This is a genomic window from Nocardia rhizosphaerihabitans, assembly GCF_014646295.1.
Lineage (GTDB): Bacteria > Actinomycetota > Actinomycetes > Mycobacteriales > Mycobacteriaceae > Nocardia > Nocardia rhizosphaerihabitans.
In genome coordinates this window covers 202,600-225,198 of the sequence record NZ_BMNE01000006.1, presented here as the reverse complement: position 1 = coordinate 225,198, position 22,599 = coordinate 202,600, and the positions used below count along the sequence as shown (strand labels likewise).

The window sequence follows — 22,599 nt, the reverse complement described above, 5'->3', positions numbered from 1 at the left end:
CACGGGATCAAGGTTCAACGGCGAACCACGGAGGATCAACGAAGCTCCTCGGCCCCGGGCGCGACCGGTTCCCCGGTCGTCACCGTCTCCCCGTGACAGTGCGGTTCCAGCTACACAGTTGTGCGCCAGACGTTTTCCGGCCACCGCGGGCCGGCCCTAACCGGCCCGCGGTTGTGCTCTCCGCCACCTTATGCGCAAGAATGACGCGACCCGGCGAACCCTTTTGCTAACTGGAGTTGCGATGCGCGAGGAACACCCGCTCGATGACGAGGTCGTTGCGTTGCCGGTCCGGGTCGAACGGGCCAGGCGGCGTATCGCCTACCAGTCCGATCCGGCCCTGACCGACGCGCTGTCCGAGGACGAGCTGCGCGCCGAGCGCGAACTCGCCGAGAAGATCCGCACCTACGAGCGCGACCAGCGCTGGAAGCAGATCAAGTCGGCCTCCGCCCACGCCGACCGGCTGCGCGAGACCACCGCCGAGATGGAGCGGGCCGAGATGGCCGACGTGATGCTGGCCCGCAAGGCCATCGCCGCGCAGCGCCGCGAATCCAACCCGCGCGCCCGGCTGGCCTCGCTCTACCAGCACCGCACGTGGTCGCTGCGCGCACTGGCCGGCGTGGTGATCGCGGGCATGCTGTGGTCGGCGGTCAACGTCCAGCACAACATCGCTCCGGGCGGGCCGGGCGACCCGCTCTACTGGGCCAGCTTCGGCCTGGAGGCGATGATCAGCGTCTGCCTGGTCATCATCATGATCGGTACCACCCGCGTGTCCGAGTGGGGCGTGATGGGCAACCGCACCCAGGTCCTGGTCGCCGAGCTGTTCCTGCTCACCCTCACCATCGCCCTCAACACGTACCCGCACCTGAGCGCCAGGCACTGGTACGACGCCGCGGTGCACGCCGTGGCCCCGGTGATGATCGGTGTCGCCCTGATGATCCACAACGCCGCCAGCGCCCGCTACAGCACCGCCATCGCCCGCGCCTCGGCCGAGATCCCCGCCGAGGATGCCGACGATCTCCTCTCGGCGGCTCCGGCCTTCCACGAGAGCTAGCAGTAGACAAAAAGAGGGCCCGTACTCCGATCGGAGTACGGGCCCTCTTTCGTGGGGCTCTAGGCCGACTTCTCGCGGCGCTCGGTGCGCTGGGTCTTGCGGGGCACGATCGTCGGCAGGACGTTCTCGGTGACCGTGTCGGCGTCCACGACCACCTTGGCGACGTCGTCGCGGCCGGGGATGTCGTACATCACCGGAAGCAGGACTTCCTCCATGATGGCGCGCAGGCCACGGGCGCCGGTGCCGCGCAGGATCGCCTGATCGGCAACGGCTTCGAGGGCGTCGGTGGTGAACTCGAGGTCGACGCCGTCCATCTCGAAGAGCCGGACGTACTGCTTGACCAGTGCGTTCTTCGGCTCGGAGAGGATCTTGACCAGCGATTCCTTGTCCAGGTTCGTCACCGAGGCGACGACGGGCAGGCGGCCGATGAACTCGGGGATCAGACCGAACTTGATCAGGTCCTCGGGCATCACGTCGGCGAAGTGGTCGTCGGTGTCGACCTCGGCCTTGGAGCGGACCTCGGCGCCGAAGCCGATGCCGCGGTGACCGGTGCGGTCGGAGATGATCTTCTCCAGGCCCGCGAACGCGCCCGCCACGATGAACAGCACGTTGGTGGTGTCGATCTGGATGAACTCCTGGTGCGGGTGCTTGCGACCGCCCTGCGGCGGCACACTCGCCTGGGTGCCCTCCAGGATCTTCAGCAGCGCCTGCTGCACACCCTCGCCGGAGACGTCACGGGTGATCGAGGGGTTCTCGCTCTTGCGGGCGATCTTGTCGACCTCGTCGATGTAGATGATGCCGGTCTCGGCGCGCTTGACGTCGTAGTCGGCGGCCTGGATCAGCTTCAGCAGGATGTTCTCGACATCCTCACCGACGTAGCCCGCCTCGGTGAGCGCGGTGGCGTCGGCGATGGCGAACGGCACGTTCAGCATCTTCGCCAGCGTCTGCGCGAGGTAGGTCTTACCGCAGCCGGTGGGGCCGAGCATCAGGATGTTCGACTTGGCCAGCTCGACGGACTCGCCGCGGCTGTCACGGCCCTTGTCGCCTGCCTGGATGCGCTTGTAGTGGTTGTACACCGCGACCGCGAGGGTGCGCTTGGCTGTGTCCTGGCCGATGACGTAGTTCTCCAGGAAGTCCCGGATCTCCGAGGGCTTGGGCAGCTCGTCGAGCTTGACCTCGCTCGACTCGGCCAGCTCTTCCTCGATGATCTCGTTGCACAGATCGATGCACTCGTCGCAGATATAGACCCCAGGGCCCGCAATGAGCTTCTTGACCTGCTTCTGGCTCTTTCCGCAGAACGAGCACTTGAGCAGATCGCCGCCGTCTCCGATGCGCGCCATCTCGTAGGTCCCTACTTCCTTGTCCGAGTGCGACCGTCGTCCCCCGATTGGGCCGGAAATACGTTTCGGTGCCGTCAATCAGAGCAATGGTCCCTGAGTCGACCGTACCTGGTGTGCGCGAATGAGGTCGACAACTCGCGCATGTTTCTGTTCAGGGTTGTGCGGGTTCTCACCATTGTGAGCCAACCCGCGGGAAAAAGTCGGGCCCGCCGCCCATACTGCGGCGACGGGCCCGGGCGTGTCACTTCTGTCCGCTGAGCTTCCGGTAGTCGAAGACCTGGTCGATGATGCCGTACTCCTTGGCCTCTTCGGCCGTCAGGATCTTGTCGCGGTCGGTGTCCTTGCGGACCTGCTCCTCGGACTTGCCGGTGTGGCGCGAGATGGTGACCTCCATCAGGCGGCGCATCCGCTCGATCTCGGCCGCGGCGATCTCGAGGTCGGACACCTGGCCCTGCACACCACCCGAGGACGGCTGGTGAATCAGGATGCGCGCGTTGGGCAGCGCGGCGCGCTTGCCGGGGGCGCCGGCGGCCAGCAGCACCGCGGCGGCCGAGGCGGCCTGGCCGAGGCACACCGTCACCACGTCGGGGCGCACGTACTGCATGGTGTCGTAGATGGCCATCAGCGCGGTGAACGAGCCACCGGGCGAGTTGATGTACATCGTGATGTCACGATCGGGGTCCTGGGACTCCAGCACCAGCAGCTGCGCCATGATGTCGTTCGCCGAGACATCGTCGACCTGGTTGCCCAGGAAGATGATGCGCTCCTCGAACAGCTTGTTGTACGGGTCGGAGGTCTTGACGCCGAACGAAGTCTGCTCGGTGAACTGCGGCAGGATGTAGCGCGCCTGCGGGAGGCCCGCAGCGGAGCCGCCATGTCCGGCGCGCGGGTCGAAGAGGTTGGCCATCGTTATCTCCAAGCTTGTCTCGAGTGAGGGGGGACGGCGGCGTTACTTCGCCTGGTTCGCGTGGCTGACCACGTGGTCGATGAAGCCGTATTCGAGGGCTTCCTTCGCCGTGAACCAGCGGTCGCGATCCGCGTCCTCGGTCACCTGCTCCACCGACTTGCCGGTGTGCTGCGCCTGCAGCTCGTTGAGCTCCCGCTTGGTGTGCGCGAACTGCTCGGCCATGATGGCGATGTCGGCCGCCGAACCACCGATGCCCGCCGACGGCTGGTGCATCATGATCCGGGTGTGCGGCAGCGCGAAGCGCTTGCCCGGGGTACCCGCGGTCAGCAGGAACTGCCCCATCGACGCGGCCAGACCCATTGCGACGGTCTTGATGTCGCACTCGGCGAACTGCATCGTGTCGTAGATGGCCATACCCGCGGTGACCGAACCACCCGGGGAGTTGATGTACAGCGAGATGTCCTTGGTCGGATCCTCGGCGTCGAGCAGCAGGATCTGCGCGCACAGCTTGTTCGCGATGTCGTCGTCGACCTGGGTGCCGAGGAAGATGATGCGCTCGCGCAGCAGCCGCTCGTACACCGAATCACTGAGGTTGAGACCAGCAGTAGCGGCTGTCATGACCCCTGCCTGGTTGATTGTCACGGATACCTGCCTTCTCTTCTCACCGATTGCTACGGCCATACGGTTCGTCGTCACAAACAGTAACGAAGCAGGGCGGCACCGAACTCCCGGTACCGCCCTTCTTCGCTCACAGCGCAATCCAAGCACCCCGGGTGGGGTACCGGTCACACCGGCATCACAAAACCTATTCGGCGGCTGCCTCGACCTGCTCGGTCTCGGCGGAATCCGCGGGGTCACCGAACATTTCGGCGGTGTCGACCACGTTGCCCTCGGAGTCGGTGACCTTCACCTGGCCGACGACACCGGCCAGCGCCTTGCCACGACGGACGTCGGCGAACACCGCGCCCAGCTGACCGGCCTGCTGCACCTGCTGGATGAACTGCTCCGGCGACATGCCGTAACGCTGCGCCTGGAACAGGATTCGCTCGGTGAGCTCCTGCTGACCGACCTGGGTGTTCTCGGCCTCGGCGATGGCGTCGAGCAGCAGCTGGGTCTTGACCGACTTCTCGGCGGCTTCCTGGGTGTCCTTGTCGAACTCCTCGCGGGAGGAGCCCTGCGCCTCGAGCGCCTCGGCCAGCTTGGCCTCGTCGTGGTCGAAGCCGTGCACGGCGTCGTGCAGCACCGCGTCGACCTCGGCCTTGACCACGGCCTCGGGCAGCGGGACCTCGACGGTCTCGAGCAGGGTGTCGAGCACCTTGTCGCGGATCTGACCGGCCTGCTCGACCTTCTTGACGCGCTCGACGCGGCCCTTCAGGTCTTCCTTGAGCTCGTCGATGGTGTCGAATTCGCTGGCCAGCTGGGCGAACTCGTCGTCGGCCTCGGGCAGCTCGCGCTCCTTCACCGACTGCACGGTGACGGTGATGACGGCTTCCTTACCGGCGTGCTCGCCCGCCACCAGGGTGGAGGTGAACTCGGCGGACTCGCCGGCCTTCAGACCGGTGACGGCCTCGTCCAGGCCCTCGATCAGCTGACCCGAACCGACCTCGTGCGACAGACCGGTGGTGGCCGCCTCGGGGACGTCCTCACCGTCGACGGTGGCCGAGAGGTCGATCGACACGAAGTCGCCGTCCTGCACGGCACGCTCGACACCGGTCAGGGTGCCGAAGCGCTGACGCAGCGAGGTGAGCTGCTGCTCGATGTCGGCGTCCTCGATGGTGAAGGAGTCGACGGTGACCTCGAGGCCCGAGTAGTCCGGCAGCGCGATCTCGGGGCGCACGTCGACCTCGGCGGTGAACGCCAGCTCTTCGCCGTCCTCGATCTTGGTGATCTCGATCTCGGGCTGGCCGATGACCTTCACCTCGGCGGCCTGCACGGCCTCGGCGTAGCGGCCCGGCAGCGCGTCGTTGACGACCTGCTCCAGCACGGCGCCACGGCCGACACGGGTCTCGATCAGCTTGGCCGGAGCCTTACCCGGACGGAAGCCGGGGATCTTGACCTGCTGGGCCAGCGCCTTGTACGCCTTGTCGAAGTCGGGCTTCAGCTCCTCGAAGGGCACCTCGACGTTGATCCGGACCCGGGTCGGGCTCAGCTGCTCGACGGTGCTCTTCACGGACATGCTCCTTGGTTCGTAGTTCATGTGGTGTCCCCGCATGGGGCGTCGCGCCCTGAGGCGGCGTACGCATCCCGACCAGGGTAGTTGACCGCCTTCGCGGCCGTGCAATCGGCGGTTGTTTGGGCGGCGGCTAGCGGCCGACCTGCACCGCGTCGGTGACGAAGACCAGCGTCTCGTTCGGCGCGACGCCGTTGCCGCCCTCGCCGTAGCCGAGGTTCGGCGGCACGATCAGCAGCCTGCGCGCGCCCTGCTGGACCCCGGTCAGACCCTGGTCCCAGCCCTCGATGACCTGGCCGGCGCCGAGGGTCAGCTGGAACGGCTTACCGCGCTTGAAGGAACTGTCGAGGGTCTGCTTGTCCGACCAGGTGACCAGCGCGTAGTTCATGGTCAGCGGCTGACCGGCCACCGCGCCGGGCCCGTTGCCCGCGACCAGGTCCTTGACGATCAGCGTCTTGGGCGGGTCGCACGAGTCCGGGATGGTGATCTCCGGTGCGTCGCCGTAGCCACCGCTGACCTTCACGTCGTCGGCGGTGCACTCGCGGCCCTTGCTCGCCGTCGGCGCGCCAGCGGCGGCGCTGGTGGTCGACGTCGTGCCGGACGAGTCCGTGTCCGAGCCGCACGCCGCTGTCGCGATCGCGGCGGCCGCGACGAGTCCGATGCCGATGATCCTGCCGAGAGAATGCATGGCCCGCACAGTAATAGACCGCCGCTCCGGGCCCGGGGACCGGCACGGCGGTAGGCTCGGCGGTGCGTTTCTCCACCGGTGTCGTCGAGTGTCGAATCGGCGCCACGGACAGGTCCAGCGGCGCCCGGCGCCGCAGCTCACCCGATGCGAGGAGAGTCCGCGATGACCCGGACCAGCGATATCGATCGCGACACCGCAGCCGACAACGTGGGTGACGGCGACGGTGAGACCATCGCCCCGAAGCCCTACGCCCTCACCGACGCCCCCGGCCCGCTGACCCGCGACGAGCTCGTCGCCGTGGACACCTGGTGGCGGGCATCGAACTATCTCGCGGTCGGTCAGATCTATCTGATGCGCAACGCGCTGCTACGCGAGCCGCTGCGCCCCGAGGACATCAAGCCGCGCCTGCTCGGCCATTTCGGCACGGTCCCCGGCCTGAATCTGGTGTGGGCGCACGCGAATCGGGTGATCAGGGAACGCGACCTGAACGCGGTCTACGTGGCGGGCCCCGGCCACGGCGGACCCGGCCCCAACGCCTGTGCCTGGCTGGAGGGCGCCTACGCCGAGCTCTATCCCGACATCGCGCGCGACGGCGACGGCATGCGCAGGCTGTTCCACCAGTTCTCCTTCCCCGGCGGCGTCCCGAGCCACTGCGCGCCGGAGACCCCCGGCTCGTTCCACGAGGGCGGCGAACTCGGCTACAGCCTGCTGCACGCCTACGGCGCCGCGCTCGACCATCCCGACCTGACGGTGTTCTGTGTGATCGGCGACGGCGAGGCCGAAACCGGTCCGCTCGCCGCCAGCTGGCACGCGAACAAATTCCTCAACGCGGGCCGCGACGGCGCGGTGGTGCCGATCCTGGCGCTCAACGAGTACAAGATCGCCAATCCGACCATCTTCGCCCGCATCCCCGAGGCGGAACTGGTCGCGCTGCTGCGCGGGTACGGCTACGAGCCGATTATCGTCTCCGGCGACGATCCGGCGCCGGTGCACCAGGCGATGGCCGCCGCGATGGACACCTGCCTCGACCTGATCGCCGGGTTCCAGCGCGCGGCCCGCGAGGAAGGCGTCAGCACCCGGCCGCGCTGGCCGATGATCGTGCTGCACACGCCGAAGGGCTGGACCTGTCCCCCGGTGGTCGACGGCGAGCGGGTCGAGGGCACCTTCCGCGCCCATCAGGTGCCGCTGCCGGCGGCCCGCACCAACCCGCAGCATCGGCGGGTGCTGGAACAGTGGCTGCGGTCGTATCGGCCCGACGAGCTGTTCGACGAGGACGGCACGCCGGTGCCCGCCCTGCTCGAGCAGATCCCGGACCGGCCGATGAGTCTCAATCCGGTGGCCAACGGCGGGCTGCTGGTCCGTGACCTGGACCTGCCCGACTGGCGTGATTACGGCGTCGCGGTCGAACAACCGGGCGCGGGCCAGCACGAGGCGACCCGGGTGCTCGGCGGCTGGCTGCGCGATGTCACCGCGCGCAATCCGCACAATTTCCTCACCCTCGCCCCCGACGAACTGGTCAGCAACCGGTTGCAGGACATTCTCGAGGTGACCGGGCGCGACTGGCAGGCCGAGGTCGGCCGCTGGGATGTCGCGCTGTCACCGACCGGCCGCGCCGTCGAAGTGCTCTCCGAGCACATGTGCCAGGGCCTGCTCGAGGGCTATCTGCTGACCGGCCGCCACGGCGTGTTCACCTGTTACGAGGCGTTCATCCACATCGTCGACGCCATGTTCAACCAGCACGCCAAATGGCTCGACGCCAGCCTGGCGGTGCCGTGGCGGCGCAAGATTCCCAGCCTGAACTACCTGCTCACCTCGCATGTGTGGCGCCAGGACCACAACGGATTCACCCATCAGGACCCGGGATTCCTCGATGTCGTGGCGAACAAGAGTCCCGAGATCGTGCGGGTGTATCTGCCGCCGGACGCCAATACCCTGCTGTCCACCTACGACCACTGTCTGCGCTCGCTGCACTACGCGAATGTGGTCGTCGCGGGCAAACAGCCGGGGCCCGACTGGCTTTCGGTGTCCGAGGCGGCCGTGCACTGCGCTCGCGGGGTCGGCATCTGGGAGTGGGCCGGCCACAACGACGAGCTGGGCGCCACTCCCGATGTGGTGCTCGGCTGCGCGGGCGACATCCCCACCCTCGAAACCCTGGCCGCCGCGGCGATCCTGCGTGATCGGCTGCCCGACCTGCGGATCCGGGTGGTCAATGTCGTCGACCTGATGCGCATGCTGCCCGCCGACGAGCATCCGCACGGCCTGCCCGACCCCGAGTTCGACGCGCTGTTCACCACCGACCGCCCGGTGATCTTCGCCTTCCACGGCTACCCGTGGCTGGTACACCGGCTCACCTACCGCCGCACCAATCACGCCAACCTGCACGTGCGCGGATATAAGGAGAAGGGCACGACCACCACCCCGTTCGACATGGTCATGCTCAACGACCTCGACCGCTTCCACCTGGTGCTCGACGTCATCGACCGGGTCCCCGGCCTGCGCGAGCGGGCGGCGGGCCTGCGCCAGGAGATGGTCGACGCGCGGTTGACCGCGCGCCGCTGGACCAGGGAGCACGGCGAGGACATCCCGGTCGTCGCGAACTGGGTCTGGCCCGACGCCGCGATCCCCACTGTGACGTAACGCGCTTGCGGCCCGGGCCACGCCTGCACGACCATGGAGGCGATGACCGAGTCCCCCCGCACCGACCACGCCCTCCCCCGCGACCGCCGCGACCTCACCGGACCCTTCGACGTGATCGGTGACGTCCACGGCTGCCGCGGCGAGCTGGAGACCTTGCTCGGCGAACTCGGCTACCTGATCGACCGCGACGAGCTGCGCCGGGCGATCGGCGCCGCCCATCCGGACGGGCGCACCGTGGTCTTCGTCGGTGACCTCGTCGACCGCGGTCCCGACACCCCCGGCGTGCTGCGCCTGGCGATGGGCATGGTCGCCGCGCGCACCGCCCTGTGCGTCACCGGCAATCACGACTACAAACTGGTACGTGCCCTCGACGGCCGCAATGTCCGGATCGCGCACGGCCTGGAACGCTCACTGGCCCAGCTCGCCGACGAGGACATCGAATTCCGCACCGCCGCACACGCTTTCCTGCGCGAGCTGCCCAGCCACTACCTGCTCGACCACGGCAAGCTGGTCGTCGCCCACGCCGGCCTCCCGGAAAGCCTGCACGGCAGCGCCTCCGGCCGAGCCCGCTCGTTCGCCCTCTACGGCTCCCCCACCGGCGAATACGACGAGTACGGCCTGCCCATCCGCTACGACTGGGCCCAGGACTACCGCGGCACCGCCACCGTCCTCTACGGCCACACCCCCGTCACCAAGCTGACCTGGGTCAACAACACCCTGTGCCTGGACACCGGCGCCGTCTTCGGCGGCAGCCTCTCGGCCGTGCGCTACCCCGAGCTGACCACGATCTCCGTTCCCGCCGAACAGATCTGGACCGAACGGGCAGGCATCACCCCCGCCAGCTAGGCCTCGCCGCGGTCCTTCTTGATCTTGCGCCAGCCGCCGGCGCGGTTGTCGGCGATGATCTGTTTCAGCATCGTGCCGAGTGCGCGTTCGTTGAGGGTCTGGCCTTCGTAGACGGCGACGGTGCGGGCGGTCTTGTTACCGCCCCCGCGGCGCAGGGGCACCGCGTCTTCGTCGCCGAATCGTCAACTCGACATCCCGCACCGGTCGGCCGCGAAGTGGCGAATCGGGCTTACCATCACCACCGGACGACCCGACTCACTGCCGAGGAGAGGTTCATGCGCCGAACATTGCTCGCACTGTCCGTGCTCTGCCCACTGGTCGGCGCCGGACTCGCGGTCGCCGATCCCGCGCCGCCCGGCACGAGTACCGCGGGGACGCTGACTGTCCGGGCCATCACCGGCCGGGAACCGATCCCGGTCAACCGCGCCGAGATCACGCTGACCCGCTGCGGCGAGAGCAAGGTCGTCTCGACCTTGACCAGCGGCGCCGACGGACGCGCCACCGCGGCCCTGCCTGACGGCTGCTACGAGGCGAAGGTGATCACCGTCCCCGGCGGCTGCGCACTGGCCGACGTGGAACCGGTCCGGCTCCAGGTCGCCGCGGGCACCGAGGTCGGCACGGAGTTCCGCTTCCGCTGCGCGTGACGCGAGTCTTCTTCGCGCGCAACGGGCCCGCGGGTCAGTCCTTCGGTCCGCCTGCGACGTAGATGACCTGACCGGACACGAAGCCGGCGCCCTCGCTCACGAAGAACGACGCGGTGTTGGCGATGTCCTCGGGCTTGCCGACCCGGTTGACCGGGATCTGCGCCGCGGCGGCCTGTTTGAACGCCTCGAAGTCGACGCCGACCCGGGCCGCGGTGGCCGCGGTCATCTCGGTCTCGATGAAACCGGGCGCGATCGCGTTGGCGGTGACACCGAACTTGCCCAGCTCGAAGGCCAGGGTCTTGGTGAAGCCCTGCATGCCCGCCTTGGCGGCGGAGTAGTTGGCCTGACCGCGATTGCCGAGCGCGGAGGTGCTCGACAGGTTCACGATGCGCCCGAACTCGGCCTCCACCATGTACTTCTGCACCGCGCGGGTCATCAGGAAGGCGCCACGCAGGTGCACGTTCATGACGGTGTCCCAGTCGTCGACCGACATCTTGAACAGCAGGTTGTCGCGCAGCACCCCGGCATTGTTGACCAGCACGGTCGGCGCACCGAGCTCGGTCGCGATCCGCTCGACCGCAGCGGCGACCGAAGCTTCGTCGGAGACATCGGCGCCGACGGCGAGGGCGGTGCCCCCGGCGGCTTCGATGGCGGTGACGGTGTTCACACACGCGGCGGCATCGAGATCGAGGACGGCGACGGCGAATCCGTCGGCGGAGAGCCTGCCCGCGACGGCGGCCCCGATACCGCGTGCAGCACCCGTGACGATCGCGACCCTGCGTTCCGTGGACATGAGCACTCCTACCGCGCCGACACAACCTGGACTGGGCGAAATGGTGATGGTCGGGGTGACAGGATTTGAACCTGCGACCCTCCGCTCCCAAAGCGGATGCGCTACCAAGCTGCGCTACACCCCGAGGCCTCGCAGGCGGCGACGCCGTCGAGGGAATTCATGTTTGAGCGGGTGACGGGAATCGAACCCGCACCATCAGCTTGGAAGGCTGAGGTTCTACCATTGAACTACACCCGCAGGCATACGACATCGATGGGATCGCCACGATGTCGTGTGCGCCACGACTGTACCGAATCCCGCGCGATAAATGCCAATCCGCCCCCTGGCGAGCACGGCGACGCGCCCTCCCCCGCGGTGATCTCACCCGCCGGCGCTGCGCCCGATTAGGGCCTAATGACCCTATCCGCGGAAACCCTCCGACCGCCACCATTGTTGATGCGCGCCTATGGGGACCGGCGCCTGCTCACCGGGGGAATAAATAGGAGAATTTTCCTTAAAAACCTGGCATGTGGGCGGCGAGTAGGCCACCATGAGATGGCGCGTGACGGCTCCTTGTCGGGGGGAGTCGTGGTCACTCGGCCGCTGTGTCACGACTCGCCCCTTTGCCAGGAGGAACCCATTGGCGACCCAACGTCCACCACCTCGAGATGGGCAACACGCTGCACGTTTCGGTGCTCCCAAAATTCTTTCGGGAAGTGTGTAACACCTGAGCGCCTGCAGCGATGTCATACCCGATCGCCATTCGCGAGAGACCTGCAACGTGTTCTACTACGCGGCTTTTAGGTCTCGGGTGGCTTGCTAGGATCCTTTTTGCCGGACGGGGGTATCTGGAAAGGGGGCGGTGAGCGTGTACCGAACTCGGTGGACTCAACCGCGTAGCAGTGCGAACGATCGAGGTGGCAAGACCGTCGCCACCTTCCGCCGGTGATATCGATGACTGTCCACATCGAGCCACCGGTCGCCGCGATGGCCCGCGCCTGGGCCCGCGCGGTGTGCGCCGAACCGGGATCGTCCACGGCGCCGCACCAGCTGGAGCCGGTGCTCGTCGAGATCGTCGAGCGGCTGCTGCATCTGGCTCGGACCGAACCGTTCCCGGTGCCACAGGCGCGGATGCTGGGCGCCCGGCTGGCCGAGGCGCCGTTCGAACGCACCAGGATGCTGGCGCATGCCACCCGCTGGCTGCTCGGCTTCCCTTCCGGCGTGCCGGGATCGCTGGTGGCCACCCGCTGGCCGCTGGTCGCCAGCCAGGCCATCGACAGCTACGCGCAGGCGCTGCAGGAACGCGCGCTCGCGCAACAGGAACAGAACATCTCGGCGAAAGTGTCACTGCGCGTACAGGAGATCGCCGCGCTGCAGCACCGCTTGCGCCACGAAGCAACCCACGACGCGCTCACCGATCTGGCCAACCGCACGCTGCTGCAGGAACGAGTACGGGCCTTCGCGGCCGACCCGACCCGCGGCGTCGGCGTGCTGGTAGTCGACTTGGATCGGTTCAAGCAGATCAACGACGGCTACGGACACGCGATCGGCGACGAGGTATTGGTCGAACTGGCCAACCGGCTGCGCGAGGTGTGCCCGCCCGACACGGTGATCTGCCGGTACGGCGGCGACGAGTTCGTCGTCGCGGCCAATCCGCGCCGCGACACCCTCGGCGAGCTGGCGCACCGCGTGGTGGCGGCGCTGCGCGACCCGGTGTGGTCGAGCGCGGGGCCGGTACCGGTCTCGGCGAGCGTGGGCACGGCGTTCTGCGCGCCGGGAAAGACGTGCGATTTCACCGACCTGCTGCGTCGCGCCGACCGCGCGATGTATTCGGCGAAATCCGCGGGCGGGCGGCGTTTCGCGCTCGCCGAATCGGGCGACCCGGAACTGGGAACCGCGGTCGCGGGCTGAGTCGGATCGCGAAGCCTGCACTTCGCGGTCCGGCTCAACCCTTCTCGAGCGCTGCCCTCACGCCGGCTGACAGGTGGGGCACCAGAACAGATTTCGCCCGTCCATGACTTGGTGCGCGATCGGTGTCGCACAGACCCGGCACGGTTCGCCCTGGCGGCGGTAGACGTAGGTGCGTGGGCGGTCCTGGGCGTACGACGGTGCGCCGGTGTCGTGTTCGGGACGCACGACGTGCATGCGGCCGGTGGCGACGCCGACCGGCATCAGGTCGACGAGATCGGCCCACAGCGCGTCCCATTCGGCGGCGCTGACCGACGTGCCCGGCCGGAACGGCGAGATGCCGTGCCGGAAAAGGACTTCCGCGCGGTAGACATTGCCGACGCCGGCGATGAGCGCCTGGTCCATCAGCAGCGCGCCGATCGCCCTGCGGGAGCGCCGGATTCGCGCACCGGCGCGTTCGTGATCGGCATCGGGCCGCAGCGGGTCGGCGCCGAGTCGTGCCACCAGGGCATCCACCTCGGCGGGGTTGAGCACCTCGCACGCGGTCGGCCCGCGCAGATCGGTCCCGAATTCCGTTGCGGCCCCGATCATCCGCATCCGCACCTGCCCGACGGGCGGTCCCATCGGCAGCTCGGCCTCGCTGAATGTGCCGTACAGCCCGAGGTGCACGTGCACGGTGAGCCCGGACTCGTAGTGGTGCAGCAGATGCTTGCCGACGGCCTCGGCCCGCTCGAGCACCCGCCCGTCCACCAGCGCGGCGCCCTCGGCGAAGCGCCCCTGCGGACTCGAAACCCGCACAGCGCCACCAGAAAACCGCTCGTGGTGCAGGCGGGCTACGCGGTGAAGGGTGTGCCCCTCAGGCAAGAAACACACCCTCCTCAATCACAACTCACCAACTGATCTCGCAAGCACATGGGTAACTCACCGGGTACGAGCTGACCCAACCAGCCAGCCCACCGCCGGCCGCGTCCCCAAACCACCCCGCACCTAGGTCTGGCCAAGATTCGCGGAGAGGCGGATCAGTAAGCCGGGACCTCGGGGGCAACGCCGGACTTCTCGTAATCGGCGAGGATGTCGATGCGACGCTGGTGACGGGCCTCTTCCGACCACGGCTGCGCGATGAACGCGTCGACGATGGCGAGGGCTTCCTCGGTGGTGTGCATGCGGCCGCCGATGCCGATCAGCTGGGCGTTGTTGTGTTCGCGGGCCAGCTTGGCGGTTTCGACGCTCCAGGCCAGGGCGCAGCGGGCGCCGGGGACCTTGTTGGCGGCGATCTGCTCGCCGTTGCCGCTGCCACCGAAGACCAGGCCGAGCGAGCCCGGGTCGGCGACGGTGCGGCGGGCAGCCTCGATGCAGAAGGCGGGGTAGTCGTCGAGAGCGTCGTATTCGAGGGCGCCACAGTCGACGACCTCGTGTCCGGCCTCCTGCAGATGGGCCTTGACGTGATTCTTCAGTTCGAAACCGGCATGGTCGGCACCCAGGTAAACGCGCATGGCTGCGATTGTGTCAGGCCCGCTTAGAGTCGTTTCATGCACCCGCACGAACCGCATTCTCCGCCTTCGGCAGGTCCTCCACCCACGCAGCAAGGACCGTCCGCCGACCAACCGGGGGCAGCACCGCCGTCGTCACCGTGGCAGCAGCCGGGCGCGCAGACCGTCGGGTTCCCCGCACCGCAGATCGGGGCGTTTTCACAGGCCCAGCGGTTTCTCGGCGTGTATCAGCCGGTGCCGCAAGGCTATTACCCGCCCGGTGGTCCGCCGCTGCCGCCGCGGCACCACCCGCGCGGGCTGTCACCGTTCGGGATGCCTGCCCGGCATCCGTGGGAGATCCCGCTGCTGGTGGTGGTCATCATGCTCACCTCGGTCGCGTATCTGCTCGCGCTGCTGATGCTGGTGGTCGAGGTGGTGGCCGATCCCGTGGTCGACGAGCGCGGGGAAGAGGTCAGCGGTTCGGTTCTGACCAGCCCGTATGTGCTGCTGCTGTTGTTCGCGCCGGTGCTGCTGTGGGCGGGCCGAGGCATGAACTACGCGCGGATGCGGATCAACGGCGTCAAGATGTCGCCGACGCAATTCCCCGAGGGCTACCGGCTGGTGCAGGAGGCCGCGGCGCGTTTCGGGATGGCGAAGGTGCCCGACGCGTATGTGGTGCTCGGCAACGGCCAGATCAACGCGTTCGCGTCCGGGCACGGGTTCCGCCGGTTCGTCGTGGTCTACAGCGATCTGTTCGAAATCGGCGGCGCCGCCCGCGAACCCGACGCGCTGGCGTTCATCATCGGCCACGAGGTCGGCCATATCGCGGCCGGGCACGTGTCGTATTGGCGTCAGCTGGGCATGTTCGTCGCGCCGTGGCTGCCGCTGCTCGGGTCGTCGCTGATCCGGGCGCAGGAGTACACCGCCGACAATCACGGTTTCTGCAACCGGCACCTGGGCGCGCCCGGCGCGATGGCCACCCTCGCCGCGGGCAAGTACCTCAATACCGACGTCGGGTTCGACGAGATGGCCGACCGGGCGGCGCAGGAGAAGGGCGGCTTCGTGCTGCTGGTCAACGCGATGTCGAGCCATCCCGTGCTGACCTGGCGGATGTGGGCGCTGCGTGACCGGAGCAAGCCGGGCCCCATGTTCTGGCGCCCGAGCGCACCGCAGCCCGCCATGATCCCGCCGCCCGGTGACTATCCGCTGAACGCGGCGCCGCCCGCACTACCGCCGAAGGCCTGAGCATCCGACCAGACCACCACGGTTTTCGGCCGCCTCGCGGCGCCAGCCGCTAATCGAACACGGGGTCTTCGGTGCGGGTGCGCTTGAGTTCGAAGAAGTGCGGGTACGAGGCCAGGGCGACCACGCCGTCCCACACGCGGCCCGCGTCCTCGCCGCGCGGGATGCGCGAGAGCACCGGACCGAAGAAGGCGACGCCGTTGACGTGGATCGTCGGGGTGCCGACATCGGGGCCGACCTTGTCCATCCCCGCGTGGTGGCTCTCCCGCAGCGCCTTGTCGAACTCGGTGCTGGTGGCGGCATCGGCGAGCTCGGCGGGCAGGTCGAGCTCGGCGAGGGCGTCGGCGACGACCGCGGCGAAGGATTCCTGCGCGGTCTCGCGCTCGTATTCGTCCTTGCGCTCATGGATGCGGGTGCCCAGCGCGGTGTAGAGCGGCGCCAGGATCTCCTGGCCCACCTTCTCGGCGGCGGCGATCGCGACCCGGACCGGGCCCCAGCCCGCGGCCATCAGGTCGACGTAGCGTTCGGGCAGATCGTCCTTGCCCTCGTTGAGCACCGACAGGCTCATCACATGGAAGCGCGCCTCGATGTCGCGCACCTTCTCCACTTCCAGAATCCAGCGGGACGTGATCCAGCACCAGGGGCACAGCGGGTCGAACCAGAAATCGACGACGTCCTTCGTGGCTTGATCGCTCACGGAGCTTTCCTCTCGAGTCACAGTTGGGCAGGTCGCAACGCCCCGCCGGTTGGTGCAACCGCGCCACGCCCGGAATCGTTCCCTTGCGGTGATCTCGCGCACTAGGCTCGACGGCGAGGAGTCCCGGTCGTCCGCGAGAAGGAGTCCGTTCATGAGCTCGAATCAGCATTTCGTCGTCATCGGTGGCGGGCTCGGTGCAGCCAAGCTCGCCGAGGCCCTGCGCGCCAACGACTTCGACGGCCGGGTGACAGTGCTGGCCGCAGAGGAGGAGCTGCCCTATGAGCGGCCGCCCCTGTCCAAACAGCATCTGGCGGGCACCCAGCAGCTGCCCGATTTCACCGTCGACCAGGGTTCCTGGTACCGCGATCATCACATCGACCTGCGGCTGGGCACCACGGCGACGGCGTTCGATCCGCGCGCCCACACGGTGACGCTGCCCGACGAATCCACCCTGAGCTACGACAAGCTGGCGCTGGCCACCGGTTCGCGTCCGCGCACGCTGCCCATTCCCGGCGCCGACGCGCCGAATGTGTACACCTTGCGCACGATCGGCGATTCGGATGTGCTCGCCCAGATCCTGCGGACGCACCGGCAGCTGGTGATCATCGGCGGCGGCTGGATCGGCCTCGAGGTCGCGGCGCAGGCGCGGGCCAGGCAGGTCGAGGTGACCGTGCTGGAGGCGGCCGAGCTGCCCCTGCTCGGCGTGCTCGGCCCGGAGATGGGCGCGTTCTACGCCGAGCTGCATCGCGCGCACGGCGTCGACCTGCGCACCGGCACCAAGGTCGACACGATCCTGACCGACGACGGCCGCGCCACCGGCGTGCAGCTCGGCGACGGCACCGTGATCCCCACGGAGGCGGTGCTGGTCGCGGTCGGCGCCCAGCCCAATATCGAGGCCGCGCTCGCGGCCGGACTCGCGGCGGACGGTGGCGTGCTGGTCGACGCGGGTCTGCGCACGAGCGACCCGGATGTGGTCGCGGTCGGTGACATCGCCGAGCAGGACCATCCGCTGCTGAACCGGCGGGTGCGCGTCGAGCACTGGGCCACCGCGCTCAACCAGCCCGCCGTCGCCGCGCTGACCATGCTCGGCAAACCCGCCTCCTACGACCGGCTTCCGTACTTCTTCAGCGATCAGTACGACGTCGGCATGGAGTACACCGGCTATGTCGGCCGCGACGACGACGTGCGCGTGGTGGTCCGCGGCGACCAGGCCGAACGCGAGTTCGTTGCGTTCTGGCTCGACCCGCAGAACCGGGTACGCGCGGGCATGAACGTCAACGTGTGGGACGTGACCGAGCGGATCAAGCAGCTGATCCTGACGGGCGAGCCGGTCGATCCGGACCGCATCGCCAACCCCGACACTCCTTTGTGACACAGGTCATAGCAATGGCGGGAGCCGAGGTGTCGAACGGCGCGCATCGGCTCCGACCATGTCTCGAGGGCGCCAGGAAGGCGCCACCGACACCAGGAGTATTCCGATGAAGTACATGCTGGTCAAGACCTACTCCGACGCCGCCTACTGCAGCACCCCGCTGCCGGAATGGGCGCCCGAGGACATCGCCGCCCACATCGATTTCCAGCGGGCGCTGGGCGAACAGCTCGCCGCCGCGGGCGAGCTAGTCGACGCCCAGGGCCTGGCGGGCCCGGAGCAGGCGATGGTCGTGTGCTCCGACGGCAGCTCGACGCCGGTGGTGACCGACGGCCCGTTCCCGGAGACCAAGGAGTTCCTGGCGGGCTACTGGATCGTCGACGTCGACTCCCCCGAACGCGCGATCGAGATCGCCGCGCAGGCTTCGGCCGCGCCAGGACCCGGCGGCAAGCCGCTCGGCGAGTACATCGAGGTACGCCAGATCATGAGCGCGCCCACCGCGTGAGCACCGCGCCGCACACCGAGGACCTGCTGCGCGAGCTCGCCCCGCAGGTCCTCGGCGTGCTGGTCCGCCGGTTCGGTGATTTCGATCTGGCCGAGGACGCCGTGCAGGACGCGCTGCTCGCGGCGGCCACGCAGTGGCGCACCGAGGGCCTGCCGGGCAATCCGCGCGGCTGGCTGATCCAGGTGGCGCAGCGGCGAATGGCCGACGCGGTGCGCGCCGAGGTCGCGCGGCGACGCAGGGAGACAACGGTTTTCGTCCGCGATGTCCCCGTCGAGGCGACCGGGCGCGACGACACCCTCGACATGTACTTCCTGTGCTGCCATCCGGATCTGCCACCCGCGGGCGCGATCGCCCTGACCCTGCGCGCGGTCGGCGGCCTGAGCACCGGCGAGATCGCCGCCGCGTTCCTGGTCCCGGAAGCGACCATGGCGCAACGCATTTCCCGCGCCAAGAAACGGCTCGCCGGGACCGACCGGCCGTTCGCCGACGGCGCGAACGACAGCGCCCGCCTGAGCGCGGTGCTGCAGGTGCTGTACGTGATCTTCACCGAAGGACACACCAGCAGTTCCGGCGCCGGGCTGCGCCGGGCCGACCTGTCCGCCGAGGCGATCCGGCTGACCCGCGCGCTGCGTGCCCTGCTACCGGCGAACACCGAGGTCACCGGCCTGCTCGCCCTGATGCTGCTCACCGACGCTCGCCGCGCCGCCCGCTCCGGACCGCACGGCGAGCTGATCCCCCTGCACGAACAGGACCGGTCCCGCTGGGACCGCACCCAGATCACCGAGGGCCTGCGCCTGCTCACCGCGACCATGCCCGCCGGCCTGTCCGGGCCGTACCAGATCCAGGCCGCGATCGCGGGCCTGCACGCGCAGGCAGCGCGGTTCGAGGACACCGACTGGGCGCGAATCCTGCTGCTCTACACCATGATCGAGCGTACCAACCCGAACCCGATGGTCACCCTGAACCGGGCCGTGGCGACCGCCATGGTGCACGGCCCCGCCGCCGGACTCGCCGTGGTCGACGCCGTCGCCGAACCGCTGGCCCGCTCCCACCGGCTCGCCGCGGTGCGCGGGCACCTGCACGAGATGACGGGCGATGACGCCGCTGCAGTCACGCACTATCAGCTGGCCGCCAAGCAGACGGCGAGCGTGCCGGAGCGCGACTACCTGCTGCTGCGCGCCGCCCGTTTGCGTTCGCGCGAGGCCGTATCGGCCGTTCGCTCGGGTCCACGCGAACAGCCCGGCGTCGAGAAAGTCGGCGGCCCGAACTCCGGCAAGGCCGCGCCGACCCACTGAACTCGCCGCGAAACCGTCGCGCGAAGTGTCGGTCAGCGTGCATGTTCGCCAACGCCGAGGTCGTGGGTCAGCACCCGCCAGCGCACATTCGACGTCAGCTCGCACCGACATATGAGGGTCTGGATGCCGAAGTGCCCGACGTGTGCGGTCGAGACCGGGTCAGCCTGCTTGTTCGAGGTTCGCGATCATTCGCGCGAGAGTGCCGGTGAGCGTGGCGAATTCGGCCTCGGCGATGCCGTCGGCCAGCTGTCGGCGGACGATGCCCACCGCGCGGGCCGCAGACTCGTGCACTGTCAGCCCCGTGTCGGTGACGGCATACCGGCCGTCCGCGTCGCGGGTGATCCACCCACGCGCGGCCAAGGCGGCGGTGACGTCGGTGATCGACTCGCCGTCAACCTCCCAGAACGGGCGCAGTGCCTCCGTCAGGTCGGCAGCGGGGTCGCGGATGATCGTGTTGAGCGTCTGCCACTCGCGCCGGGACATCCCGACGCTCTCGACCGTCTGGTCGAAGGTCGCCTCGATGAGCTGGTCCAGGCGTTTGACCTGGTAGCCGATCAGCCTGCGTTCGGTCATCGAACCTCCTTCAAATGCACTTCAGCAATTATATGTTCTATTACATGTACATGTCCGACGGTAGCATGAGCCCGTGGACGAGGTGGAGCGGATCGAACGGGCGATGATCGCCATCCGGCGGCGCCAGACCCGGCGCACCCTGGCCGCGGACGAGCCGAGCGGACAGGCCTTCGACGTGCTCGACGTCGTCGAGGACGCGACCGAGCCCACCGTGTCCACCGTTGCCGCCGCGCTGGCCGTCGATCAGCCGCGCGCCAGCAAGCTTGTCGCCGCCGCCGTCACCGCGGGATACCTGCGCCGCGTCGCCGACCAATCCGACGGCCGACGCTCGCTGCTCGTGCTCACCGAGCACGGCCGGGACCTGCTCGACCGGGCGCACGATCGCCGCCGCGGCGCCTTCGACCGGGCGATGACCGGCTGGTCCGAGACCGACCGCACCACCTTCGCCCGCCTGCTCGGCCGGTTTGTCGACGGCCTCGACTGACGGCGATGCTGGCAGACTCGCACGGGTGACTGACGTATTCAGTGCGGGCGTGCTGCTATACCGCCGCGGCGAGGCCGGGATCGAGGTTCTGCTCGGGCACATGGGTGGCCCGCTGTGGGCGAAGAAGGACTCCTCGGCGTGGTCGATTCCCAAGGGCGAGTATGTCCCCGACGAGGAATCGGCGCGCCTGGCCGCGGCCAGGGAGTTCACCGAGGAGCTCGGGCTCCCGGTGCCCGACGGCGACTGGATCGACCTCGGTGAGGTGCGCTACGGCAGCGGCGGCAGGCGCAAGACCGTCACCGTGTGGGCCGTCGAGGGCGATCTCGATCCGGCCGAGGTCGTCCCCGGCACGTTCGAGATGGAATGGCCACCGCGCTCCGGCCGCACCGGTGTGTTCCCCGAAGTCGACCGCGTGGCCTGGTTCGATCCGGCCACCGCGGAGGACAAACTCGGGAAAGGTCAGCGCCCCTTTCTCACCCGTCTCACCGAACACCTGGGCTGAATCCGGACACGCCGGTCGGTTACCTGGACGGAGTACATTGCGGTCATGCCCACCGACCTGCAGCTGAAGATCATGAACGCCGGCCACCGCGCCCTGCTCGCCCTCAGCCGTGGCCGCATCGGCAACAGCATCTTCGGGATGCCCTCCCTCGAGCTGACCACGATCGGCCGCAAATCCGGCGCGCCGCGCACGGTGATGCTGACCGCCCCGGTCATCGACGGCGACACGATCGTCGTCGTGGCCTCCCGCGGCGGCGACCCGACCCACCCGGCCTGGTACCTGAACCTGCGCGACAACCCGGACGTCGAGGTGTCGCTGCAGACCGGTCCGAAGCGACCGATGACGGCTCACGTCGCCACCCCCGAGGAACGAGCGAAGCTGTGGCCCCGGGTCGTCAAGGGGTACAAGGGTTACGGCGACTACCAGACCAAGACCAGCAGGGAGATCCCACTGGTGCTGCTCACACCACGAGCCTGATCAGACGAGCGCGGCCCGGAACTCCGTCGGGCTGCTGCCCCGCGAGCGCTTGAAGGCCGCGCTGAAACCGAACGCGTCGGAGTAGCCGACGGTGGTCGCCACCTGGGCGACGCTGCGGGCGGGATCGGCGAGCAGTTCCTCCGCTTCGGCCATCCGCCACTCGGTGAGGTAGGTCAGCGGCGGTTCCCCGATCACCTCGGTGAATCGCTTGGCGAACAGCGCCCGCGACACGGCGGCCTCGGCGGCCAGGCTCGCGACCGTCCACCGCTCGAAAGGCTTGGCGTGGATGGCTTCCAGCGCCGGGCCCACCACCGGATCGGCCATGCCGCGATACCAGTTGGGGGCGCAGTGCTGCTGCTCGGCGAGCCAGGTGCGCAGATTGCAGACCAGCGACCAGTCCAGCAGACGGTCCATCATGGCCTGCGAGCCCGCGCTGTGCCGGACCGCCTCGGCGGCGGAATCCTCGAGCCAGGCGCACACGTCGCTGTCGGCGGCGACCACCATCACCGGCGGCAGGGCGCGCAGCAGGCGTTCGTGCCGCCTGCCCGAGGCGCGATAAGCACCGACGATCAGCGAGGTCTCCCCCGGCGCACCGGTTTCGGCGATCTCCTCGTCCGATTCCGGTGCGGCGCAGGATGAATCGGTCCGGCCGAACCCGTCCGGCACGAAGCAGGACAGCTCGTACTCGGTGAGCGGCCGATCGGGCACGGCCTCGGTATCGGTGAGCTGGAACGGTTCACCGGCCTGCACCACCGCCGTGTCGCCCGCGCCGAGCCGGGTGCGCGAGCCGTCGGCGAGCACCAGGGTGCCGCCGCCGCGCAGCACGCACACCATGATCAGCGGCGCTCGGTCGGCGAAGCGAATCGTCCACGGTGCGCGCAGGACGGCATGGGCGACGACCGAGCCGTCGGCACGGATACCACTCAGTAGCGAACTCAACGGGTCCATGCCATCAGCGTAGACGAACTCCTATCAACCGGAGATGATCACCCATAGATCGTCCACGCGAATCACGGTTGACTC

Annotated in this window: 23 protein-coding genes, 2 tRNA genes and 1 pseudogene; 12 read left to right on the top strand and 14 right to left on the bottom strand. The window is 68.7% G+C overall.

Annotation, left to right across the window (positions count from 1 at the left end):
- Positions 1 to 241: 241 nt before the first annotated feature.
- Positions 242 to 1,051 carry a hypothetical protein gene (locus tag IEY60_RS25365; protein ID WP_189032987.1) on the top strand — a complete coding sequence of 270 codons (810 nt, stop codon included), beginning with the start codon at positions 242 to 244 and terminating at the stop codon, positions 1,049 to 1,051.
- A gap of 59 nt (positions 1,052 to 1,110) precedes the next feature.
- Here IEY60_RS25365 and clpX read toward each other — a convergent pair whose 3' ends face one another.
- From clpX to IEY60_RS25340, 5 genes are all read right to left on the bottom strand, one after another.
- The gene (gene clpX, locus IEY60_RS25360) at positions 1,111 to 2,391 is read right to left on the bottom strand and encodes an ATP-dependent Clp protease ATP-binding subunit ClpX (RefSeq protein ID WP_189032986.1); all 1,281 of its coding nucleotides are present in this window, start codon (positions 2,389 to 2,391) and stop codon (positions 1,111 to 1,113) included.
- A gap of 241 nt (positions 2,392 to 2,632) precedes the next feature.
- A complete protein-coding gene (locus tag IEY60_RS25355; RefSeq protein ID WP_189032985.1) occupies positions 2,633 to 3,298 on the bottom strand; it encodes an ATP-dependent Clp protease proteolytic subunit in 666 nt (221 codons plus the stop codon).
- 42 nt (positions 3,299 to 3,340) lie between these two features.
- Complete coding sequence (locus IEY60_RS25350; protein ID WP_229740108.1) at positions 3,341 to 3,916, bottom strand: ATP-dependent Clp protease proteolytic subunit; 576 nt, start codon at positions 3,914 to 3,916, stop codon at positions 3,341 to 3,343.
- A 187-nt stretch (positions 3,917 to 4,103) separates the two neighbouring features.
- Positions 4,104 to 5,468, bottom strand: coding sequence for a trigger factor (gene tig / locus IEY60_RS25345; protein WP_189032984.1), 1,365 nt, complete (start codon positions 5,466 to 5,468; stop codon positions 4,104 to 4,106).
- A 133-nt stretch (positions 5,469 to 5,601) separates the two neighbouring features.
- Entirely contained in the window at positions 5,602 to 6,156 is a 555-nt protein-coding gene (locus tag IEY60_RS25340) for an FKBP-type peptidyl-prolyl cis-trans isomerase (RefSeq protein ID WP_189032983.1), read from the bottom strand.
- Between the two features lie 162 nt (positions 6,157 to 6,318).
- Between IEY60_RS25340 and IEY60_RS25335 the strand changes: the two genes are divergently transcribed.
- Both IEY60_RS25335 and IEY60_RS25330 read left to right on the top strand, forming a co-directional pair.
- A complete protein-coding gene (locus IEY60_RS25335) occupies positions 6,319 to 8,793 on the top strand; it encodes a phosphoketolase family protein (protein ID WP_189032982.1) in 2,475 nt (824 codons plus the stop codon).
- 18 nt (positions 8,794 to 8,811) lie between these two features.
- Positions 8,812 to 9,612, top strand: a pseudogene (locus IEY60_RS25330) (metallophosphoesterase); the annotation flags it as partial.
- Positions 9,613 to 9,635: 23 nt separating this feature from the next.
- On the opposite strand, the gene IEY60_RS25325 reads toward IEY60_RS25330, so the two are convergent.
- Positions 9,636 to 9,800, bottom strand: coding sequence for a hypothetical protein (locus tag IEY60_RS25325; RefSeq protein ID WP_189032980.1), 165 nt, complete (start codon positions 9,798 to 9,800; stop codon positions 9,636 to 9,638).
- 114 nt (positions 9,801 to 9,914) lie between these two features.
- Between IEY60_RS25325 and IEY60_RS25320 the strand changes: the two genes are divergently transcribed.
- The gene (locus IEY60_RS25320) at positions 9,915 to 10,283 is read left to right on the top strand and encodes a hypothetical protein (RefSeq protein ID WP_189032979.1); all 369 of its coding nucleotides are present in this window, start codon (positions 9,915 to 9,917) and stop codon (positions 10,281 to 10,283) included.
- A gap of 34 nt (positions 10,284 to 10,317) precedes the next feature.
- Here IEY60_RS25320 and fabG read toward each other — a convergent pair whose 3' ends face one another.
- The 3 genes from fabG to IEY60_RS25305 all read right to left on the bottom strand — a co-directional run bounded on the left by fabG (position 10,318) and on the right by IEY60_RS25305 (position 11,313).
- Positions 10,318 to 11,076: a 3-oxoacyl-ACP reductase FabG gene (fabG, locus tag IEY60_RS25315; protein WP_189032978.1), complete on the bottom strand. Its 759-nt coding sequence runs from the start codon at positions 11,074 to 11,076 to the stop codon at positions 10,318 to 10,320.
- 47 nt (positions 11,077 to 11,123) lie between these two features.
- Positions 11,124 to 11,200 (bottom strand) — tRNA-Pro (locus IEY60_RS25310).
- Positions 11,201 to 11,242: 42 nt separating this feature from the next.
- Positions 11,243 to 11,313 (bottom strand) — tRNA-Gly (locus IEY60_RS25305).
- 696 nt (positions 11,314 to 12,009) lie between these two features.
- Between IEY60_RS25305 and IEY60_RS25300 the strand changes: the two genes are divergently transcribed.
- Positions 12,010 to 12,966, top strand: a complete 957-nt coding sequence (locus IEY60_RS25300; RefSeq protein WP_110039617.1) for a GGDEF domain-containing protein — start codon at positions 12,010 to 12,012, stop codon at positions 12,964 to 12,966.
- Positions 12,967 to 13,023: 57 nt separating this feature from the next.
- Here IEY60_RS25300 and IEY60_RS25295 read toward each other — a convergent pair whose 3' ends face one another.
- Positions 13,024 to 13,827 (bottom strand): Fpg/Nei family DNA glycosylase, encoded by an 804-nt coding sequence (locus IEY60_RS25295; RefSeq protein WP_189032977.1) that lies wholly within the window; start codon positions 13,825 to 13,827, stop codon positions 13,024 to 13,026.
- Positions 13,828 to 13,982: 155 nt separating this feature from the next.
- Positions 13,983 to 14,456: a ribose-5-phosphate isomerase gene (locus IEY60_RS25290; protein WP_189032976.1), complete on the bottom strand. Its 474-nt coding sequence runs from the start codon at positions 14,454 to 14,456 to the stop codon at positions 13,983 to 13,985.
- A 36-nt stretch (positions 14,457 to 14,492) separates the two neighbouring features.
- On the opposite strand from IEY60_RS25290, the gene IEY60_RS25285 reads away from it, so the two are divergent.
- The gene (locus IEY60_RS25285) at positions 14,493 to 15,677 is read left to right on the top strand and encodes a M48 family metallopeptidase (RefSeq protein WP_229740107.1); all 1,185 of its coding nucleotides are present in this window, start codon (positions 14,493 to 14,495) and stop codon (positions 15,675 to 15,677) included.
- Positions 15,678 to 15,726: 49 nt separating this feature from the next.
- Here IEY60_RS25285 and IEY60_RS25280 read toward each other — a convergent pair whose 3' ends face one another.
- Positions 15,727 to 16,371 carry a mycothiol-dependent nitroreductase Rv2466c family protein gene (locus IEY60_RS25280; protein ID WP_189032975.1) on the bottom strand — a complete coding sequence of 215 codons (645 nt, stop codon included), beginning with the start codon at positions 16,369 to 16,371 and terminating at the stop codon, positions 15,727 to 15,729.
- Between the two features lie 151 nt (positions 16,372 to 16,522).
- Between IEY60_RS25280 and IEY60_RS25275 the strand changes: the two genes are divergently transcribed.
- The 3 genes from IEY60_RS25275 (at position 16,523) to IEY60_RS25265 (ending at position 19,540) form a co-directional block, all read left to right on the top strand.
- Positions 16,523 to 17,743, top strand: coding sequence for an NAD(P)/FAD-dependent oxidoreductase (locus IEY60_RS25275; RefSeq protein ID WP_189032974.1), 1,221 nt, complete (start codon positions 16,523 to 16,525; stop codon positions 17,741 to 17,743).
- Positions 17,744 to 17,849: 106 nt separating this feature from the next.
- On the top strand, positions 17,850 to 18,245 hold the full coding sequence (locus IEY60_RS25270) for a YciI family protein (RefSeq protein WP_189032973.1): 396 nt from the start codon (positions 17,850 to 17,852) through the stop codon (positions 18,243 to 18,245).
- Positions 18,242 to 19,540 carry an RNA polymerase sigma factor gene (locus IEY60_RS25265; RefSeq protein WP_189032972.1) on the top strand — a complete coding sequence of 433 codons (1,299 nt, stop codon included), beginning with the start codon at positions 18,242 to 18,244 and terminating at the stop codon, positions 19,538 to 19,540. Before IEY60_RS25270 ends, IEY60_RS25265 begins: the two co-directional genes overlap by 4 nt.
- A 159-nt stretch (positions 19,541 to 19,699) precedes the next feature.
- On the opposite strand, the gene IEY60_RS25260 is transcribed toward IEY60_RS25265, so the two are convergent.
- Positions 19,700 to 20,113 carry a MarR family winged helix-turn-helix transcriptional regulator gene (locus IEY60_RS25260; protein ID WP_189032971.1) on the bottom strand — a complete coding sequence of 138 codons (414 nt, stop codon included), beginning with the start codon at positions 20,111 to 20,113 and terminating at the stop codon, positions 19,700 to 19,702.
- Positions 20,114 to 20,186: 73 nt separating this feature from the next.
- Between IEY60_RS25260 and IEY60_RS25255 the strand changes: the two genes are divergently transcribed.
- From IEY60_RS25255 to IEY60_RS25245, 3 genes are read left to right on the top strand one after another with little or no spacing between them, the layout of a single operon-like run.
- Complete coding sequence (locus IEY60_RS25255) at positions 20,187 to 20,597, top strand: MarR family winged helix-turn-helix transcriptional regulator (protein ID WP_189032970.1); 411 nt, start codon at positions 20,187 to 20,189, stop codon at positions 20,595 to 20,597.
- 25 nt (positions 20,598 to 20,622) lie between these two features.
- A complete protein-coding gene (locus IEY60_RS25250) occupies positions 20,623 to 21,099 on the top strand; it encodes an NUDIX hydrolase (RefSeq protein WP_189032969.1) in 477 nt (158 codons plus the stop codon).
- 45 nt (positions 21,100 to 21,144) lie between these two features.
- Entirely contained in the window at positions 21,145 to 21,576 is a 432-nt protein-coding gene (locus IEY60_RS25245; RefSeq protein WP_189032968.1) for a nitroreductase family deazaflavin-dependent oxidoreductase, read from the top strand.
- Here IEY60_RS25245 and IEY60_RS25240 read toward each other — a convergent pair whose 3' ends face one another.
- Complete coding sequence (locus IEY60_RS25240; protein WP_189032967.1) at positions 21,577 to 22,524, bottom strand: AraC family transcriptional regulator; 948 nt, start codon at positions 22,522 to 22,524, stop codon at positions 21,577 to 21,579.
- Between the last annotated feature and the right edge of the window lie 75 nt (positions 22,525 to 22,599).